General features: G+C 71.3%; 20 protein-coding genes and 1 pseudogene. All 21 read left to right on the forward strand.

Annotated features, from left to right (window positions below; translation table 11 throughout):
• Nucleotides 1-70 precede the first annotated feature (70 nt).
• Complete coding sequence (locus OG393_RS32745) at nucleotides 71-1,054, forward strand: DUF4007 family protein (protein WP_327378695.1); 984 nt, start codon at nucleotides 71-73, stop codon at nucleotides 1,052-1,054.
• Nucleotides 1,044-1,430 carry a hypothetical protein gene (locus OG393_RS32750; RefSeq protein WP_327378696.1) on the forward strand — a complete coding sequence of 129 codons (387 nt, stop codon included), beginning with the start codon at nucleotides 1,044-1,046 and terminating at the stop codon, nucleotides 1,428-1,430. Before OG393_RS32745 ends, OG393_RS32750 begins: the two co-directional genes overlap by 11 nt.
• Nucleotides 1,427-2,230 (forward strand): deazapurine DNA modification protein DpdA family protein, encoded by an 804-nt coding sequence (locus OG393_RS32755; protein WP_327378697.1) that lies wholly within the window; start codon nucleotides 1,427-1,429, stop codon nucleotides 2,228-2,230. Before OG393_RS32750 ends, OG393_RS32755 begins: the two co-directional genes overlap by 4 nt.
• A gap of 355 nt (nucleotides 2,231-2,585) precedes the next feature.
• Nucleotides 2,586-2,969, forward strand: coding sequence for a hypothetical protein (locus OG393_RS32760; RefSeq protein ID WP_327378698.1), 384 nt, complete (start codon nucleotides 2,586-2,588; stop codon nucleotides 2,967-2,969).
• 290 nt (nucleotides 2,970-3,259) lie between these two features.
• Nucleotides 3,260-3,508, forward strand: a pseudogene (locus OG393_RS35570) (hypothetical protein); the annotation flags it as partial.
• Nucleotides 3,509-3,599: 91 nt separating this feature from the next.
• On the forward strand, nucleotides 3,600-3,983 hold the full coding sequence (locus OG393_RS32765; RefSeq protein WP_327378699.1) for a hypothetical protein: 384 nt from the start codon (nucleotides 3,600-3,602) through the stop codon (nucleotides 3,981-3,983).
• A gap of 79 nt (nucleotides 3,984-4,062) precedes the next feature.
• Nucleotides 4,063-4,488: a hypothetical protein gene (locus OG393_RS32770; RefSeq protein WP_327378700.1), complete on the forward strand. Its 426-nt coding sequence runs from the start codon at nucleotides 4,063-4,065 to the stop codon at nucleotides 4,486-4,488.
• A gap of 139 nt (nucleotides 4,489-4,627) precedes the next feature.
• On the forward strand, nucleotides 4,628-5,140 hold the full coding sequence (locus OG393_RS32775) for a hypothetical protein (RefSeq protein WP_327378701.1): 513 nt from the start codon (nucleotides 4,628-4,630) through the stop codon (nucleotides 5,138-5,140).
• Nucleotides 5,141-5,420: 280 nt separating this feature from the next.
• Complete coding sequence (locus tag OG393_RS32780; RefSeq protein WP_327378702.1) at nucleotides 5,421-5,981, forward strand: hypothetical protein; 561 nt, start codon at nucleotides 5,421-5,423, stop codon at nucleotides 5,979-5,981.
• Between the two features lie 172 nt (nucleotides 5,982-6,153).
• Nucleotides 6,154-6,417, forward strand: coding sequence for a hypothetical protein (locus OG393_RS32785; protein WP_327378703.1), 264 nt, complete (start codon nucleotides 6,154-6,156; stop codon nucleotides 6,415-6,417).
• A gap of 432 nt (nucleotides 6,418-6,849) precedes the next feature.
• A complete protein-coding gene (gene ligA / locus OG393_RS32790) occupies nucleotides 6,850-8,922 on the forward strand; it encodes an NAD-dependent DNA ligase LigA (protein ID WP_327378704.1) in 2,073 nt (690 codons plus the stop codon).
• A gap of 80 nt (nucleotides 8,923-9,002) precedes the next feature.
• Complete coding sequence (locus OG393_RS32795) at nucleotides 9,003-9,380, forward strand: hypothetical protein (protein ID WP_327378705.1); 378 nt, start codon at nucleotides 9,003-9,005, stop codon at nucleotides 9,378-9,380.
• A gap of 173 nt (nucleotides 9,381-9,553) precedes the next feature.
• Nucleotides 9,554-10,690, forward strand: a complete 1,137-nt coding sequence (locus OG393_RS32800) for a hypothetical protein (protein ID WP_327378706.1) — start codon at nucleotides 9,554-9,556, stop codon at nucleotides 10,688-10,690.
• A gap of 81 nt (nucleotides 10,691-10,771) precedes the next feature.
• A complete protein-coding gene (locus OG393_RS32805) occupies nucleotides 10,772-11,257 on the forward strand; it encodes a hypothetical protein (protein ID WP_327378707.1) in 486 nt (161 codons plus the stop codon).
• A complete protein-coding gene (locus tag OG393_RS32810) occupies nucleotides 11,254-11,502 on the forward strand; it encodes a hypothetical protein (RefSeq protein ID WP_327378708.1) in 249 nt (82 codons plus the stop codon). Before OG393_RS32805 ends, OG393_RS32810 begins: the two co-directional genes overlap by 4 nt.
• Nucleotides 11,499-12,008, forward strand: a complete 510-nt coding sequence (locus OG393_RS32815) for a hypothetical protein (protein WP_327378709.1) — start codon at nucleotides 11,499-11,501, stop codon at nucleotides 12,006-12,008. Before OG393_RS32810 ends, OG393_RS32815 begins: the two co-directional genes overlap by 4 nt.
• Nucleotides 12,009-12,064: 56 nt before the next feature.
• The gene (locus tag OG393_RS32820) at nucleotides 12,065-12,313 is read left to right on the forward strand and encodes a hypothetical protein (RefSeq protein ID WP_327378710.1); all 249 of its coding nucleotides are present in this window, start codon (nucleotides 12,065-12,067) and stop codon (nucleotides 12,311-12,313) included.
• Between the two features lie 467 nt (nucleotides 12,314-12,780).
• Nucleotides 12,781-13,761: a hypothetical protein gene (locus OG393_RS32825; protein WP_327378711.1), complete on the forward strand. Its 981-nt coding sequence runs from the start codon at nucleotides 12,781-12,783 to the stop codon at nucleotides 13,759-13,761.
• 133 nt (nucleotides 13,762-13,894) lie between these two features.
• Entirely contained in the window at nucleotides 13,895-14,617 is a 723-nt protein-coding gene (locus OG393_RS32830) for an HNH endonuclease family protein (protein WP_327378713.1), read from the forward strand.
• The gene (locus OG393_RS32835) at nucleotides 14,614-15,654 is read left to right on the forward strand and encodes a hypothetical protein (protein ID WP_327378714.1); all 1,041 of its coding nucleotides are present in this window, start codon (nucleotides 14,614-14,616) and stop codon (nucleotides 15,652-15,654) included. Before OG393_RS32830 ends, OG393_RS32835 begins: the two co-directional genes overlap by 4 nt.
• Nucleotides 15,641-16,000 carry a hypothetical protein gene (locus OG393_RS32840; RefSeq protein WP_327378715.1) on the forward strand — a complete coding sequence of 120 codons (360 nt, stop codon included), beginning with the start codon at nucleotides 15,641-15,643 and terminating at the stop codon, nucleotides 15,998-16,000. Before OG393_RS32835 ends, OG393_RS32840 begins: the two co-directional genes overlap by 14 nt.
• The last annotated feature ends 469 nt before the right edge of the window (nucleotides 16,001-16,469 follow it).

Raw genomic sequence — 16,469 nt, forward strand, 5'->3', positions numbered from 1 at the left:
ACCCTGACCATCCGGGTGCCCTGCCGCCGAGCGGCAGGGCACCGTCCACGACAAGGAGAACACCGTCCCGATGACGGATCACCCGCCGCTGGCCGGCTGCGTGCCGGCATTCGGCCGCCACCGGACCTACCCCCCGAGGCAGGGGTGGCTCCTGAAGGTCCACCACGCCGTCCAGGACGACCCGCTGGTCTTCCGCCACCCCGACGCGCCCGTCGTCCTCGGCGTCGGCTCCAGCATGGTGGCGAGCATGCGATTCTGGGCCGGCGCCTTCGGCCTCGTCGAAGAGGACACCGCAGGAAGCGGAGCGGTGACGCCGACCGCCCGCGGACACTGGCTGCTCGACGAAGCCGGCGCCGACACGTACCTGGAAGAGCCGGCCAGCCTGTGGCTGCTCCACTGGTGGCTGCTCAACGGCGCGCCCTGCCTCGTCCCGACCTGGCACTACCTGTTCGCGCGCGCCGGACTCTCCACCTTCACCCGCGCCGAGCTGCGCACCCAGGTCCGCGGAGCAGCCGAGCGCAGCGGCTGGAAGACTCCGGCGGACGACACCGTCGGCCGCGACATCGCCTGCATCGCGACGATGTACGCCCCGCAGGTCGCTTCCTCCGACCAGCCGCGCGCCGGCCTCGAGGACATCCTCACCAACCCGTTCCGCGACCTCAACCTGCTCTCCACCGCTGCCCCGGGGGAGCATCACCGCGGCGACCGCACTCACGTGCTCAGCCTGAACCGCGGGGCCGGACGGCTCGCTCCCGCCGCCGTCCTGGCGTACGCCTGCCTCGACTACGTGGCTCGCCGCTGCGCACCGGCTCCCGGAAGCATCACCATCTCGCGGCTGGCCAACGAACCCGGCAGCCCCGGCCGGATGCTGCTCATCGACACCCGATCGCTCCACAAAGCCCTCGAACGGGCGGCGCGCCGGCACCCGGCACTGTCGGTCGTGGAGTCCGCGGCGGGAGAGGCCCTGCTCGCCTACGCGGCGCCCCCTGCGGAGCTGGCCGACGAGGTCCTGGCCGCCGCCTACCGCCGCCCGGAGGGCCCCGGTGACCACTGAGCTCTCCCGGCCGAGCACCGTCGCCGGTGTGCACCAGCCGTTCCCAGCTCCGGTCTACCGGTTCGAGTACGAGCAGCTGCTCGCCGCCGGTGCCCTGGTCGACCGGGCCGGTCGGCCGGTGAGCGGCGCTCCCTGTCCGACCTGCGACTGGCTGGTGGACACCTTCACCTGCCCCGGCTCCCTGCCCTGCCCGCGCTGTTCGGTCACGGCCGAGCAGCGGTGCATCCGGCCGAGCGGCCACGCGGCAGACCGGTTCCACACCGGCCGGGTGCGCGCTGCCGAGGCCGAGGACCGGGCCCGCGAGGACGCCGGCGACCCGACCCTGCTCGCGCCCTGGCCCGAGCATCCGACACCCGACGAACGGCTCCTGCCATGACTGCCCCCGCCATCACGCCGACCCCCGTCAGGTTCCACCTGGGCGTCCACCAGCCCGCCTGGATGGAGCACCTCGACTTCCCCCTGTTCGTCTCCAACCGGCGGCTGATGAACCGCAAGTCCCTCCCCCGGGCCGCCGGCCCCTGGGCCTTGGACAGCGGGGCGTTCAGCGAGGTCGACCTCTACGGCCGGTGGAAGACCACCGCCAAGCAGTACGCCGCCGCCGTCAACCGCTACCACGACGAGATCGGCAACCTCGAGTGGTGCAGTCCCATGGACTGGGTCTGCGAGCCCTGGATGCTGCCCAAGACCGGCCTCACCATCGAGGAGCACCTGAGGCGCACCGTCGACTCCGTCGTCGAACTGCGCTCCCTGGGCATCAAGACCCGCGTCATCCCGGTCCTGCAGGGCTGGCTGCGCCCCCACTACCTCCGGTGCGCAGAGATGTACGCCGACGCCGGCATCGACCTCCTGGCCGAGCCGCTGGTGGGCGTCGGCAGCATGTGCCGGCGCCAGAACCACTGGCGGGCCTCCCTCCTCCTGGACGAGCTCGCCCGCCTCGGCGGGCGCGGGGCGCCGCTCGTACCGCTGCACGCGTTCGGCTTCAAGATCCAGGGCCTGACGCTGTCCCGCTCGCTGGCGTCGGCTGACTCGATGGCCTGGAGCTCGGCCGGCCGCAGGGAGCGCGGGTGCAGCCCGACCCACAAGACGGAGAGCAACTGCATGTCGTACGCGCTCTGGTGGAGGAACCACCTGATGGAGCGGCTGGAGGACGCGGGGGTGCCGGCGTGCGCGGCGTGACGCCTACCACGGCGGAGATGCGCGGCATCCTCGCCGGCCGGCCGCAGGGCTGGACCCAGCGCTGGCGGTACGGCCTGCCCAGCTGGCGGCACGTCAGTGAGGGCGGCTTCCGGCGCGAGCGGTACAGTCGTCACCGAGATCCCGGAAGCGCTCGCCCGGTCGTTCATCGAGCGCCACCACTACCTGGCCGGCTGGCCGGTTATCTTCATGATGATCTTTCCAGCAGCCACATCAGCCACATGCATGCTGAGCTGGCTGAATCATCGGTATCCAAGGGGTGTTCGGCATCACAGGCACGTTTGTCACGTCATTCCGCGCGGAACGGGCGACGCTGACCCAGGACAGGACAGGATGGGTGATCGTCGGAGCCGACGACTACGCCCTTCACCGTGAGCGATCGCTCTTCCTCGCAGGGCTGCGAGATGCCGGCCGGGCCTACAACACGGAGAGGACCTACGCCGGGCGAGCGGCGCTGTACCTGTCGTACTGCACGTTCCACCGTCTGGAGTGGGCGCAGATCACGGTGTGGCAGCTCGCACGCTTCCTGCACTGGCTGGTGGAGGAGCCGCTGCCGTCACGAGCCCGCAACGGGGGCGGGCCGGAACGTTTCCGCGATGAGAACACCGCGAACGCGATCATGAGTACGGTCTGCGAGTTCCTGAGCTTCGGCGTACGCATGAAGTGGGTCGATCCCGAACTCGCCGGGCAGCTGACCGAGCCCCGCTTTAATGCCAGGTGATCGGGTCGTACTGATCCACTGGCGGGGACCAGACCAGAGACCTGTCGAGGGCGGGATCAGCCGGGTCAAGGATCCAGGTTGTCCGACCCGAGGGGGACTGCTCATGTGCTCGGACGAAGACGACGAGGTTTCGCGACTTGCCGTGGACGCTCTCCTCCATGCTCATAGAGGTCATCCTTCCACGTAGCGGGAGTTCAAAGACGGGTGTGGACGTGTTGAGCGCTCGGTTGCCTCGTGCCTGATGTGACTGCAAGTAAGTCACGGCTCTGACCAGCCTCAGAGCTTGACACATGCAGATAAGGCCGGCGGCCCTCCACCGCTATGGCCTGTGGGACCACGAGCCGCCGCAGGGCGAGGAAGGCCCCGGCCCCGAAGGCGCCGCCCTGGTCGGCGTTCTCGTGCTGGGCTGCCCCATGAACGAACGTGTCCTCACCAGGGCCTTTCCCCGCGTGGTCCCGTACGACGAGAGCGCGGAGATCTCGCGCCTGGCCCTCACCGACGACGTGGCCGCCAACGGCGAGAGCTTCTTCATCTCGGCCGCGATGAAGAAGGCCGCCGAGCGTGGCATCCGGGGGGGTGGTGAGCTTCTCCGACCCGGTGCCCAGGTCACGGCGCACCCCGAACGGAGACATGATCATCTCCAACGGGCACCTCGGCATCGTGTACCAGAGCTGCAACTTCCGGTTCACCGGACGCGGGACGCGGCGAACGCACACGCTGCTGCCGGACGGCACCGTCCTGACAGCTCGGTCCCGGGCCAAGCTGACCAGCCGCGAGCCCGAGCCCGGGGCCGCAGGGGTGGAAAGCCGGCTGGTCGCCCTCGGAGCACCGCCCCGCACGGCCGGCGAATCCCCGGCGCAGTGGCTGCCCAGAGCCCTGGAGCAGCTCGGAGCGCGCCCAGTACCTCACCCCGGCAACTTCCGGTACGTCCTAGCTGTGGGCCGTACACGGGCGGAGCGGTCGCGCACCGTCATCGCGCTGAAGGCAGTGCCCTATCCGAAGAACATTGCTTAATTCCACGAGTGTGCGTATAGTAGAGGTCGCGGCGGGCGAGACGCTCCGCCGATCCGGCCTCTTCGCCTCCAGGAGTGACATGTCGTACATAGCCGCCACCGCGTCCGCTCTCGCCCCGGGATACCCCGTGAGCTTCAAGGTGTACGGCGACCACCCCGTTCAGGACTACATCGCCGAAGGGACGGTCACCGCGATCAAGCGGATCGCCTTCGTGGCGACCGAGGTGTCCCTGGACAACGGCCGCACGTACCAGCTGCCGGTCACTCGTCGGGTGCGCGTGTATGCCGCCTTCCTCAAGGACGGGTACGCGAGCGAGGTGGCGAACTCCGGTCCTGCCATCGACTGGCTCGCCGACGTGGCGCAAGTCTGGACAGAGAGCCTGACCGACCAGCTCAAGGCGCAGCTCAAGTCCAACACCGAGGCCTTTTTCGCGTCCTGGTGGCCCGGGCGTGACCGGCTCATCGCCGAACTGCGGGCTCGGGCTGCGCAACAGCGGACTCGGTGAACAGCGCCCGCCAGACCCGCAACACCGCTTCTCGTAGTCCCCTCCGCCGACCGCCGGGCAGCGCTCCGGGCGGTCGGCGGCGCCAGCACGGCCCTGTTGCGCGCCTGCCGCAGCGCCCCACCCGACTTGGAGCCCAACGATGCCCAAGGCCCTGTCCGACTCTGCGCGTTACGCCCAGGACGCCGTACTCCGCGCCGCCGAAGACGATCTGAAGCGCGCCTTCAGCGCCTTGGCGACCGCACCCAAGGCCCTTCGGCCGGACCTCGGCGCCACGGCTCCTCAGGTCCTTCCGGCGGAGCTCGTCGCCGCGCTGCGCGCTGCCTTCCCCGTGCCCCGGGGCCCTGCCCGCGATGTGTACCCCCAGGTTCCGGAGGAGCTGCGCGTGGACCTCCGCGACGCTCTGATCGAGTTCTTTGCGGACCGCCCGGAGTGCCCGCTGCCGAGCTCGGTCACGTTCATCGTGACCAACGACTATGACGACGGGCCAGCGTGGAACGCCTACGGCGCGACGCTCCGCTACGGCCCCCACCTCGCGGTCGAGGCCCCCGACTTCGATCGGACGTTCGTGGCAGACGCCCTGATCGAGATCGGCGATGACGAGCAGCCGTACGGGACGCCGAGCCCCGTCCTCTTCGTGCCGCTGCCCGCCTGAACCAACGCTCTGGGGCCGTGCGCTCCGCACGGCCCCGGCCATCGCTCCGAGAGGTAGACCGATGACTCCCACCACGGAGATCGCAGTCGACGTCCCCCGCGACGCCGCGCCCCCGTCTCCCGCAGGTGAACCCGATCCCGCACCGGCCGCTACGCCGTGCCCGGACTGTGACGGGAACGAGGGGTGTTGGACATGCTCCACGTGTGCGGACTGCGACGGAAACCAGGACTGCACCACGTGCGGGGGATCCCAGCGCTGCACCCGCTGCCAGGAAACGATCATGGATGACAATCGCGCCGAGAACGGCGACGGCAAGGAGTGCCACTACTGCTTCAACCGGCCCCGGCCCCCTGCTCCCGCCCGGCCGCCGGGCGCCGCACCGGAGTGGCGCAGCCCGCTCACCCGGGCGATGCTCACCAAGGAGCACCTTGAGCCATTGCTGCCGCAGCTGACCCGAAACGAGCTGTACGAGCTCGGTAGCTGGCTGCGTGACGCTGCGCACGAACGGGTCAAGCAGGAGCTGCTCCAGGTGTTGCGGGCCATGTGCGCCAGCTGCCCCGACCAGGCCGGCACCAGGGCGACCAGCGTCGAGTTCGTGACCTACTCGGACGCCCCGGACGGCATGTACTGGGACGAGGAGGTGTGGCTCCTGGGAGCGGATGGTCAGGCATGGCGGTACGAGGAGGGCCCCCCGGAGCAGCACGACGACTCGTCCACCGCGTTGGAGGGCCGGTTCCGGGACCTCCTTGGGGTCTACTCCCGCTTCGACCGGCCGAAGCTCAACGCGAACCTCACCGTTAACCTCTCCAGCGGCGCCTTCGAGGTCACGCCCCCGCCGTAGGCGCAGAGGCGGCCCGTTCGCCCGTGGGCGGAACAGACGTACGCGGGCCCGCTGTCTTCGGGCACCCGGCGCACCGGCATCCGGCTGGTGCGCCGAAGGTCGCCGGCACTCTTCCCGCACCGCCGCGCCGGCCGGAGCCGCGCAGGGCGTCCGCGCATGATCGGAACTCCGCATGACTGCACAAGTGGTGGTCTTCATCGCCTCCAGGAACACACCCACCACCCACCGGCGGGTGCTCTGGCGGGTGAGTGAAGCGGACGCACGCAGGATCTGCTCCGACGAGCGGACCTCGGGCCGCAACCACATGCTCTGCTGGACGGCCCATTCCATCGACGATCCCGAGATCAACCGCTACGTACGCGACAGCGGCGCGTACGCGCAGGTGCTGGCCGACCACGACGTCACGGTCCTCCGCTCGCTCGAAGTCCTTGAGTAGCCGGGCAGGAACCAGCGCTGAAAGCCAGATCGCCGGCCGGTCGCCTGACGGGGCCCGGGATCACCGACGAGTCGCCGGCGGCCTCCAGCGGTCGCCGGTGGCTGCACCACGCCCTCCGGCCCGCCCCGCTGCCAGTCTCCGTCGCCGCCGGCCAGCGCCAGGCCCGGGCGGCCCGGGGAGGCTGCTGCGCGCCGGCACGGGAGACCTGCGGCAGTTCGCCGCGGCTCGGCCACCCACTTCGGGCACACGGAGGATTCGACGATCAAACCGATATTGCTTAATCCTATGAATCGACGTATGGTTTGAACGTGCCGCTCGATGCGGCCCCGCCCCCCGCTCCCGGCTCCACCGCGCGCCCGCAGTGGAGCCGGGCAGCACCGCTCCGACGGAGGAGCGGTCGCAGCAGCCACCACCGGCAAGAAGGACAAGAACGTGCCGAACACCTTGGCCCCCATCACCGACGAGGACTCCTACCTCCGCGCCCTGGACCAGGCCCGCCGCGCCGCGGCGGCGTACTACGGCGGCGGCGACTCGCAGATGGACGACGCCTCCTACGACCACCTCATGGGCGCCATCGCCTCCTACGAGCAGGAGCATCCGGACCAGCGCGCGGCCGAGTCGCCCACCACCCTGGTGGCCGCCGGGGCGCTGCCCGAGGGATCGGTCGCACACACGACCCCCATGCTCTCCCTCGACAACGTCTTCGACTCCGAGGAACTGGCCCGCTGGGTCCAGTCCCTGGGCAAGCGGCTGGGCAGCGAACCGCGCGGGCTCCACGCCGGCCCGAAGATCGACGGGCTGGCGGTGGCGGCGCACTACCACGAGGGCAAGCTCGTCCAGCTCGTCACCCGGGGCACCGGCTCGACCGGGGAGGACGTCTCCCACGCCATCGGCACCATCGACGGCTTGCCGGTCGAGCTGGACATGCCGGTCTCGGTCGAGGTCCGTGGTGAAGTGGTCCTGCTCCAGTCCCGCTTCGAGGAGGCGAACCGCATCCGCGTCACCCACGGCGAGGACCCCTTCTCCAACCCCCGCAACGCCGCCTCGGGCTCGCTCCGCGCGACCGGCCGGCAGTACACCATCCCCCTCAGCTTCTACGGATACGGGCTTCTGCCCGCAGTCGACGGCGAGGCGGGCGGGCTGATCCGCGAGGAGATGACCCACACCGAGCTGATGAAGGTCCTGGGCAGCCTCGGGGTCCAGACCGTGGACGACACCCCGGTCGGCACGCTGACCTCGCCGCTCATCAGGGACATCCAGGAGTACGTCGAGAAGGTCGCCGCGCGGCGAGCAGACCTGCCGGTCGGGATCGACGGCATCGTCATCAAGGCCGACCACCCGCAGGACCAGGCCGCCGCGGGCTCCGGCTCGCGCGCGCCCCGGTGGGCGGTCGCATTCAAGTTGCCCGCGTTGGAGGTGATTTCGACGCTCACCGGGGTTACCTGGACCACCGGGCGCACGGGCAACATCGCGCCGCGCGGCGAGGTCCTGCCGGTCGCGATCGAGGGCGTGACGGTGCAGTTCGCGACGCTCCACAACCCCGGCATGATCGCCCGGTTGGGGCTGCGCCTCGGTGACCGCGTCGTACTCCGCAGGGCCGGCGACGTGATCCCGCAGATCCTCGCTCCCGTCACCTCGGCGCGCACCGGCCAGGAGAAGCCGATCGAGCTGCCCACGGTCTGCCCGGGCTGCGGCGGCGAGATCGACAAGAGCCAGGAGCGTTGGAGGTGTCTGAAGGGCCGCGCGTGCAACCTCGCGGCGTCCATCACCTACGCCGTGCAGCGCGATGTCCTGGACGTCCAGGGGATCGGACCGAAGGTCGTCGCGCAGCTGGTCGCGCAGGAAGCGGTGCAGGATGTCGCCGACCTGTTCACCCTCGCGCTGGGGCAGCTCACTGCGGCGACCGGCAGCGAGAAGACGGCCGTCAAGATCCTGGACCGCCTCGCCGCGGCGAAGCGGCAGCCCCTCGCCCGGGTGTTCTGCGCCCTGGGGGTCCGGGGAACCGGGCGCAGCATGTCCCGACGGGTCGCCGACTTCTTTGGCACGATGGCCGCCATCCAGGCGGCGTCGGCCGCCGAACTGCGCCAGGTGGAGGGGATCGGCGCGGAGAAGTCGGCCTGGGTGCTGGCCGAGCTGGCGGAGCTGGAGCCGGTGATCGCCAAGCTCGCGGCAGCGGGCGTCTATCTCGGCGAGCCCAAGGGCAGCGCCCCGGCGGCCGACGCCTCCGGCTCCGGCCAGGGCGTGGGAGCGGCGCTGCCGCTGGCCGGGAAGACGATCGTGGTGACAGGCTCCATGACCGGCCGCCTCGAACCGCTGTCGCGCACCGGCATGAACGAGCTGATCGAGAAGGCGGGAGGCCGGTCCGGGTCCAGCGTCTCGAAGAAGAGCACCAGCCTGGTCGTCGCCGGAGACAAGGCCGGCTCGAAGAAGGAGAAGGCGGAGCAGCTGGGCATCCCCGTCATCGGGCCGGACGAGTTCGCGCAGATGGTCAGCGCCTACCTGTAACCGCGAGGTGGGGGCCGGGCGCGGCCCGGCCCCCACCCGCCCCCGGCACCAGCCGGCACCCTGACCGCAACGGAGGACACATGAAGAAGACCTCGATCGGCACCGCCCGGCACCTGCACCCTGTGGGAACTCCCGGCGACCTGTGCCGCTGGCACAACCGCGCAGCGCTCGCCACGACGGTGGCCGCCATCGCCCGCCGCCACGGCCTGGACGCGAGCGCCGGCGACGAGGAGCTGGCGGCCTGTGCGGCGGAGGCCAAGGCGGCGCCGCTGAAGGCGCCCTTGTCGGCGGACACCCTGGCGGCGATCCGCTCGGCCCTCGGGTCGGCGCTGGGTCCCGGCAGTGCACCGGCGGCCGTGGCGGAGGCGGTGTTCGGTGCGCTGCCGGACCGGCCGATCCGCCTGGCTGCGAAGGACGGGCAGGAGTTCTTCCTGGTGCCCATCCCCGTCACGCCGTGATTGCTTAAGTCTATGAATTGAGCTAGAGTCGGAACATCTTCGGTGCGAACGGGTCCCCGACCCGACGCAGCCCACCGGTCGCCGCGCACCGGTTCCTCCCCCGGCGGACCGCCTTCCAGCGGTCCACCGGGACGCCCCGGCCTGTAGGGCCCGTAGCCACAGGGATGGCCAAGATGAACCGCCGACACTCCCGCGCGCTCAAGAGCCGCGACATCAGCGAGGTCTTCGTCGAAGCACTGACCGAGCGGGAGAGCGCGCTGCGCGGCAATCACCTGTGGCTCGCCCCCAAGCTCGACCAGCTCTCCACCGGACGGCCGGTCACCCTCCGACACACAGCGCCGCCCGGCCTGACGCTCTCCGAGCAGGCCGACCTGATCGACGTGGCCAGCCACGTGGGGATCTTCCGCATGTGGGCCCGGCGGGGCAGGGTCACCTACGACCTCAACCAGCACCTGGCAGCAGAGTTGTACCGCTCGACCTCCGAGACGCTGCCCGGCAGCATCTTCCGCCAGCTCCCGCACATCAACCCGCTCGTCGTCCTGCCCGAACCCTGGCCGGTCCGTTACAAGGAGTCGGACGGCCTGGTCCGCGGCTTCTACCTCTTCGGCTTCAACCAGACTCCCGAGCAGCAGACCTACACCGACGAGGAGATCGAAGGACTCGGTCTGCTCTTCGTGATCGACCTCCTCGACGAGGAGACCTGGGAGGTGCGTGGCCAGACGTACATACGGATGAACATCCCCACCGGGATGGAGAAGTTCACCGTGGCCCAGGCCGTGGACTTCGCCGCCGCGAGGGCGGAGGCGCACTGGAGCCGGACCCGCGACAAGGCCGCCGCGTATACCCTGTTCGAGGAGCTGCTGCGCCCCGCGCTGAGCGTCCTGATCTACCTGTGCTGCGACAACCGGGACCTGGCCGAGCCGCCCGTCGTCAAGCCGTCGAAGAAGAAGCGCCGGGCGGTCAACAAGAGCCGCGACCCGTTCTTCGTCGAGATCGGCTGGCGTGTCGGCCCCGCCTTGCACGCTGCCCGCCGGGCGACGGGCCGCGTGCTGGACGGCGACGGCATCCCCTCCGGCGTCCAGCAGGCCCCCCACCAGCGGTGCGGCCACTTCCGCCGGTTCCGGATCGGCAAGGCGCGCCAGGGCGAGACCACCCGCTGGGTAATGCCCTACTGGGTCCGCCTGGACCTCCTCCCCGAGGACGCCGACCCGATCACCACCGTGGTCCCCGTGGACGAACAGCGCCACGACCCGCTCCGCACGCGGGGGCCGAAAAAGCGCCAGCACCCGGACACCGCTCTCGCGGCCTGAACCACCTCCGGGGCGGTGCGCAGGACCGGCACCGCCCCGCCACCTGACCTCTGATCCACTCACTCGATACGGAGAATCGCCATGTCCGACCGCTCACCGATGCAGCTGTTCGTCTACGCCGTCCACGAGGACGAGGAGGCCGCCGTGCTCAGGGCCATCTCCGACGAGGCCCTGGGCCTCGAATGGGGAGACACCGAGGAGCCGGAGCCCGCCCGGCTGGTGCTCGGCGCGTGCTACGGCATCCACGAGACCCCGCTCGGTAGCTCGGACGACCTTGCGACAGCCCTCCAGGAGCAGGCCCCCACCGCCGTCTTCAAGCTCTGGCAGGACCCCCACTGGTCTGGCGCGGACGGTCACCTCGTCGCCCACGTGCCCGGAGTCGGCACCTACGAGACCGGCTGCACCGCAGAGGGAGCGCCCCACACCGACGTCGCGGACCTCATCAAGCAGCTGTCCGCCGTTCCCGCAGGAACGACGGTCCAGGACTGGCTGGCCGGCGCCGGAGACCAGGTCCTCGGCGTCACCGTGCTCGCCGCGCTGGAGCCGTACGAGAAGAGCCGCCGATGAGCCCCGAGTCCTTCACCGGACCGGCGGCAACCACCCCGGCCGAGCAGCTGACGGCCCTGGCGATCATCTGGGACGACTACCCGCTCCTCGACTCCGGCGACCCCGCCAAGCGCGACCTCGAACTGGTCCACACCGGGTGTGGAGAGCGCCTGTGCGACGCGGAGTCCGGCGATGTGCTGCCCACGCTGATCGGCATGGTCACCGACCACCACACGGTGTGCGCCGGACGGCGGGCCGAGCGATGAGCAGCCCGGCCCCCACACTTCTCCAGCCCTGGCAGGCTTGCGAGTTCGAGTCGTTTCTGCGCACCGCCCTCGACGAGAGTCCGAGAAGCCAGGGGCAGGTCGCCACCTTCGCCGAGACCGGCTGCGCCCACAGCCGGTTCGGGCTGCGGCTGACCCTCCCCACCGGTGCCGAGGTCTACCTCCAGATCGTGGCCGCCCGTCCTCCGGACGGGCGGGCCGAACCGCAGGGGGTGCCACCGCCGCGATTGCGCGCCGCCGCGCTGCCGGCCGTCGGCAAGACGCCGCTCACCGCCGTCGAGCATTACCTGGTCGGCGTGCTGACCGCGCGGCAGGACCCGTTCATTCGCCGGGTCGAGCCGCTCAGCGCGGCGAACGGGGCGATCCCCTTCGGTCTGAACGTCACCTTCCACTGCGGCGCGGCCGTTTGCTGCTACGTCGCCTACGTCGTACCCGCCGGCTACAGCAGGCCGCTCGGCGGCCCGTACCCCGCCCTTCACCAGGTCTGAACCGGCCAGCCACAACGGCAGGACGGCCACCCCTCCCACCCCTGAAAGGATTCCACATGAGCACCATCGACCGCGAGACCGTGCGTGAGCGGGCCCGGCACCTCAACGCCCGGGTGGCGGACTACCGCCTGGCCCTCCTCGGCGGCGACCCGGCCACGATCGAGAGCGCCCGTGCCGAAGGGCAGCGCGCCGCGCACGCCCTGTTCGACGCGCAGCTTGAGGCCGGGTTCATCACCGCCGAGCAGCACCGCCGACGCACCGCCGATCTGAGCAGCGAGTACCCCGGAACGGAGGCGCAGGCGTGACCCTCCAGCCGTTCCCCCTGGCTCTCGCCGCTATCGAGGCGTTCACCGAACACGTAAGCCGCCAGCGACAAGGGCGAGGCCATCGCGGCGTGGGCGAAACGCGCTTCCGAGCTCTCCCGGGCCGCCGCCGACGCGGCGGCGGAGTATGCCGACGAGTCGTACCGCCTGGGCCAGATCACCACCGGCCTCCTGGCCGACCGGCTGATCGAGGCGGAAGCCTTCCACTCCGGGAACCAGCGGATCGTCCGCAAGGTGCTGGCCGGCGTCGCCCGGGCCCGCGAGGGCGCGGGCAGCCCGCCGTGAGCTGGCCCGCGGAGCCGAGGAAGTACACGGAGTCTTGGAAGCACATCCCCGGCCCGCACGGTCCCCCGGACCCCGTGCAGCGGTGCTGAGGTTCGACCGCCAGCTGTTTTGGCATGATCCCCGTTCAGGAGCGCGATCCCGCGCCGTGACCGAGGGGAAGAATCATGCGCAGCACACGGGGATGGGCCGCCGTTGTCGTGACGGCCATCGCGACGCTGTCGGCGGGGTGCGCCGGTTCCACGTCGGGGGCCGCTCCCGGCGCGGCGTCCGCTCCGGCCACCGTCGCCGCCACGCCGGCCGGGCTCCCCGCCGGGATCACCGAGCTGGGACGTGCCGTCCCCGTCGCGGCGCAGGGCTGGACCTTGGAGGTGGAACCCTTCAAGGAGGCCGGCAGCACGTCCGGCGAGGTACCGGCCGACTGGACCGTCCTTCGCACCACGGCGAAGTTCACCAACACCAGCGACCGGATCACCCTGCTGCCGGACACCGCGCTGACCGTGCGCTACGGACCGCTGGGGCGCCAGGCCGTCCCGGTCAAGGACCGGAGCCTCCCGGGGCTCCCCGCGCACGACGCTGGGGTGAAGGTCGCGCCGGGCGCTTCCTACACCGCCGAGATCGGGGTGGCCGTGCCCCCGCAGGGCCTGGGCCAGCGGGTCACCGTCACCGCCGAGGCCACCCAGGAGGGGATGGCGGAGGCGGACGACCTCTTCTTCGAGGGCGCCCTGCCCGGAAGCGCCGCCTCGGCGTCCGGCTCTCCCGAGCCCATCGGCACGGCGTCGGCGTCGCCCGGCCTTCTCCTGCCTTTCGGCGCCTGGTCGCCGGCGGGCCTGCGGCTCTCCCCGATCACGCTCGGGCCGGACACCGGCGGCAAGCGGACGGCGACGGCCGACCTGACCGTCACCAACGGCGATCCCCGGCCGCGGCCGGGCCTGGGGATCACCCTGCGGGTGATGACCGGCGCCGGCCTGACCGACGCCGCGACCGTCACCCCGAGCCTGAACTACCCCGACGCCCCGATCGCGCCCTCGCGCTCGGCCACCGTCACCGTACGGTTCACCCTCCCCTCAGCCGCTGTCCCCGGCCCGGTCACGGTCGAGGCCACCGACCGCGGCGACCGGATCACCTTCAGCAGCACCCTCGGCTGACGTCGAGGGGCGGCGCCGGAGCAGGGCGCGCCGAACTTCTCGTCACCGGCGGGGCGGGAATGGTCACACGGATGCGCCGCGCGGCACCTCTATGGGATGACGCGCACCTCCGACCAGTCAGGAGCACCACTCCATGCCCCACCCGCTTCGCGCTGCGGCCATCGGCGTCGCCCTCGCTGCGGCAGCCACGCTCACCGCCTGCACCCCCGTCGACACCGTGAAGTCGGCGCCCGAGGCCGCGGCCGGGCCCATGCTGTCGGCCACCGCCGCCCTCCAGGAGCTCGACCGGCTCCCCGTCAAGGGCAGAGCCCCTCAGACCGGGTACAGCCGCGACCAGTTCGGTCCGACCTGGAGCGACAACAGCACCGCGCCGGGAAGCCACAACGGCTGCTCGACCCGCAACGACATCCTCGCCCGCGATCTGACCGACGTCGTGCGGCAGGGCCCGTGCACCGTCGTCTCCGGCACGCTCCACGACCCGTACACCGCGCGCACCATCTCCTTCACCCGAGGCGTCAAGACGTCGTTGGCCGTCCAGATCGACCACATCGTGCCCCTGAGCCTCAGCTGGCAGACCGGCGCGCAGCAGCTGAGTGCGGCCGAGCGGCTCAACCTCGCAAGCGACCCGCTCAACCTGGTGGCGGTCGACGGCCCGACGAACGCGGCGAAGGGGGACGGCGACGCCGCCACCTGGCTTCCGCCGAACAAGCTGATCCGCTGCGGCTACGCGCAGCGCCAGATCGCAGTGAAGGCGAAGTACAGGCTCTGGCTGACCCCGCCGGAGAAGGACGCGCTGCGCCGCGCCCTGGGCAGCTGCCCCGGGCCGGCCCTGCCGGGTGAGGGGGCGTCCAAGTGATAGGCGAGTTCCGGGACGGGCTCCGGCCGCTCCCCTACGGCGGTGACGTGGACCGCTGGCACCGCGAAACGGTCCACGCCCTGCAGTACCACCTCGCCGCGTCGGGCGAGAGCCGGGCTGGCGCCGCGGCCTTCGAGTCCGCCGTCGGCGCGGTGCGGCCGGTGGAGCGGACGGAGTGGGGCTGGGTCCGGTGGGGGTACCCACTGGACTCGGAGGCGCGGTTCGAGGACGCCTTCCCCGCCGAAGTCGGAGTGGTCGCCCCGGCCGCGGGGGCGCGGTGGAAGCCGCTGCTCGCCCGCACGGTGTGGGGACGGCGGCCGGCGCCGTTCCTGCGCAGGATCGGCGGCACCGAGCTGCCAGCCGCGGTGAGCGTGGGGCGTTTGGCCGTGGTCGTGGCCGCGGTCCTGCTGCTGCCCCCCGTGCTGGGTGACCGCCTTTCCGCAGGCGCGGCCCTGATCGTGGCCGCGGCGGCAGGTGTCGCGCTGGCCTGGGGCGGGCCGGGCCTCACCGCGATCGTCACCCGCCGCCATGTGCGGGTCGTGGATGCCACTGCCCCTCGGGCGGAGTACATCCACCGGCTCCTGGCCCTGCATCAGGAGGTGGCCGCGGCGGCAGCAGCGTCGGGCGTGCCCGAGCTCCGGCGCGCGGCCGAGGCCGGACACCGGTTCCTGTGGGATGCCGCCGGCCTGGTGCTGGCCGCCGGCGAGGACAGCGCGGGCCTCGACGTCGTCGAGGGCTACGAGGCCGCCTACCGGCGGCTGGGCGTGGCGGCTGCTGCGGCTCTGGGCGAGCACGAGTGTCTGGAGCACCGGCTGGCGGACCTGGACGACGCCGGGCCCGGGGCCGAGGCGCCGGGTGCCTACCTCGGCAGTCGGCGGTCCCGGCTCATCGAGGACGCCGCGCCAGCGGAGCTCCTCGACGAACTCGCCGCCGGGCTGGACGAGCTGGCCGCCGGCCTGCGGGATGCCCAGCAGGCCGTCGCGCGCACAGCCGATGGGACGCCTCGCACCGGGGAGCAGCGCCATGGCGGCCGGTAAGCGGTGGGCCGCGGCGGCGACCGCGCGCGAGGGAGCGCGCGATCCTCTGGTGGCCGAGCGGGCGCGTCTGGCCGCGGCGTCGTTCGCCCAGGGTGTGGTGTGGGCCGTTCTGACGGTGAGCTTGCTGGGGACGGTGGTGACGGCTCCCTACCTTCCGAGCCCCTGGGGCCGGCCGGTGTTGCTGCTCGCCCTCCTGGGCGGCCTGGTGTCCGGACTGGTCACGCTCTACCGCCTGTTCATCGGCTTCCTGGCACTGCTCACGCTCGGCCGGGTCGCCGTTCCCGGCCGACTGGGCACACGCTCGAAGTCCGCTGCGGAGGCGTCGAAGCCGCAAGAAGGGTCGTGATCTCCGCCACAGGCGGCGCGGGACGCCTCGGCGGCATTCAGTTCCTTGCCCGGCAACCGGGTGGGCCCTTCGGCGTGGCTGAAAATAGGGGGTAGATGGGTGCCCCACCGACCACTGTCGGACAGATGGCCAGGTCAGCGCCACGCTGGAACAGATCGGGCATAAGCGACAAAACGCAAGATCATCGTCAGAATAGATCTTGACGGCCGGAAAAGGCCGTGCAAGATTCGTATAAGTTACCGGTCAGATTCAGTCACGGGGCGAGCACTATCCGCACACGTACGTGCGGTCGCGGGGAGGGGGGTCGTGTGCATTTCAACGGAATGCTGACTCCCTATCAAATTCGGGGCGCAAGCCAATCCGAAGAAGTGCGGACGTACTTGGCGGCCGGGCAGCGTGCATCCGCTACGTCATCGACGGCTTCCCGCACGGGCGAGACCAGCCCGTCCGGCGAGGAATACCTCGAGAT

Origin of the sequence: Streptomyces sp. NBC_01216 (assembly GCF_035994945.1) — a bacterium.
Lineage (GTDB): Bacteria > Actinomycetota > Actinomycetes > Streptomycetales > Streptomycetaceae > Streptomyces.

Coding starts and splice junctions, on each gene's coding strand:
- OG393_RS32815 (WP_327378709.1), top strand. CDS start 11,499: ATGAGCAGCCCGGCCCCCACACTTCTCCAGCCCTGGCAGGCTTGCGAG.
- OG393_RS32810 (WP_327378708.1), top strand. CDS start 11,254: ATGAGCCCCGAGTCCTTCACCGGACCGGCGGCAACCACCCCGGCCGAG.
- OG393_RS32775 (WP_327378701.1), top strand. CDS start 4,628: ATGCCCAAGGCCCTGTCCGACTCTGCGCGTTACGCCCAGGACGCCGTA.
- OG393_RS32765 (WP_327378699.1), top strand. CDS start 3,600: ATGATCATCTCCAACGGGCACCTCGGCATCGTGTACCAGAGCTGCAAC.
- OG393_RS32820 (WP_327378710.1), top strand. CDS start 12,065: ATGAGCACCATCGACCGCGAGACCGTGCGTGAGCGGGCCCGGCACCTC.
- OG393_RS32830 (WP_327378713.1), top strand. CDS start 13,895: ATGCCCCACCCGCTTCGCGCTGCGGCCATCGGCGTCGCCCTCGCTGCG.
- OG393_RS32770 (WP_327378700.1), top strand. CDS start 4,063: ATGTCGTACATAGCCGCCACCGCGTCCGCTCTCGCCCCGGGATACCCC.
- OG393_RS32825 (WP_327378711.1), top strand. CDS start 12,781: ATGCGCAGCACACGGGGATGGGCCGCCGTTGTCGTGACGGCCATCGCG.
- OG393_RS32795 (WP_327378705.1), top strand. CDS start 9,003: ATGAAGAAGACCTCGATCGGCACCGCCCGGCACCTGCACCCTGTGGGA.
- OG393_RS32745 (WP_327378695.1), top strand. CDS start 71: ATGACGGATCACCCGCCGCTGGCCGGCTGCGTGCCGGCATTCGGCCGC.
- OG393_RS32805 (WP_327378707.1), top strand. CDS start 10,772: ATGTCCGACCGCTCACCGATGCAGCTGTTCGTCTACGCCGTCCACGAG.
- OG393_RS32780 (WP_327378702.1), top strand. CDS start 5,421: ATGGATGACAATCGCGCCGAGAACGGCGACGGCAAGGAGTGCCACTAC.
- OG393_RS32840 (WP_327378715.1), top strand. CDS start 15,641: ATGGCGGCCGGTAAGCGGTGGGCCGCGGCGGCGACCGCGCGCGAGGGA.
- OG393_RS32785 (WP_327378703.1), top strand. CDS start 6,154: ATGACTGCACAAGTGGTGGTCTTCATCGCCTCCAGGAACACACCCACC.
- OG393_RS32800 (WP_327378706.1), top strand. CDS start 9,554: ATGAACCGCCGACACTCCCGCGCGCTCAAGAGCCGCGACATCAGCGAG.
- OG393_RS32755 (WP_327378697.1), top strand. CDS start 1,427: ATGACTGCCCCCGCCATCACGCCGACCCCCGTCAGGTTCCACCTGGGC.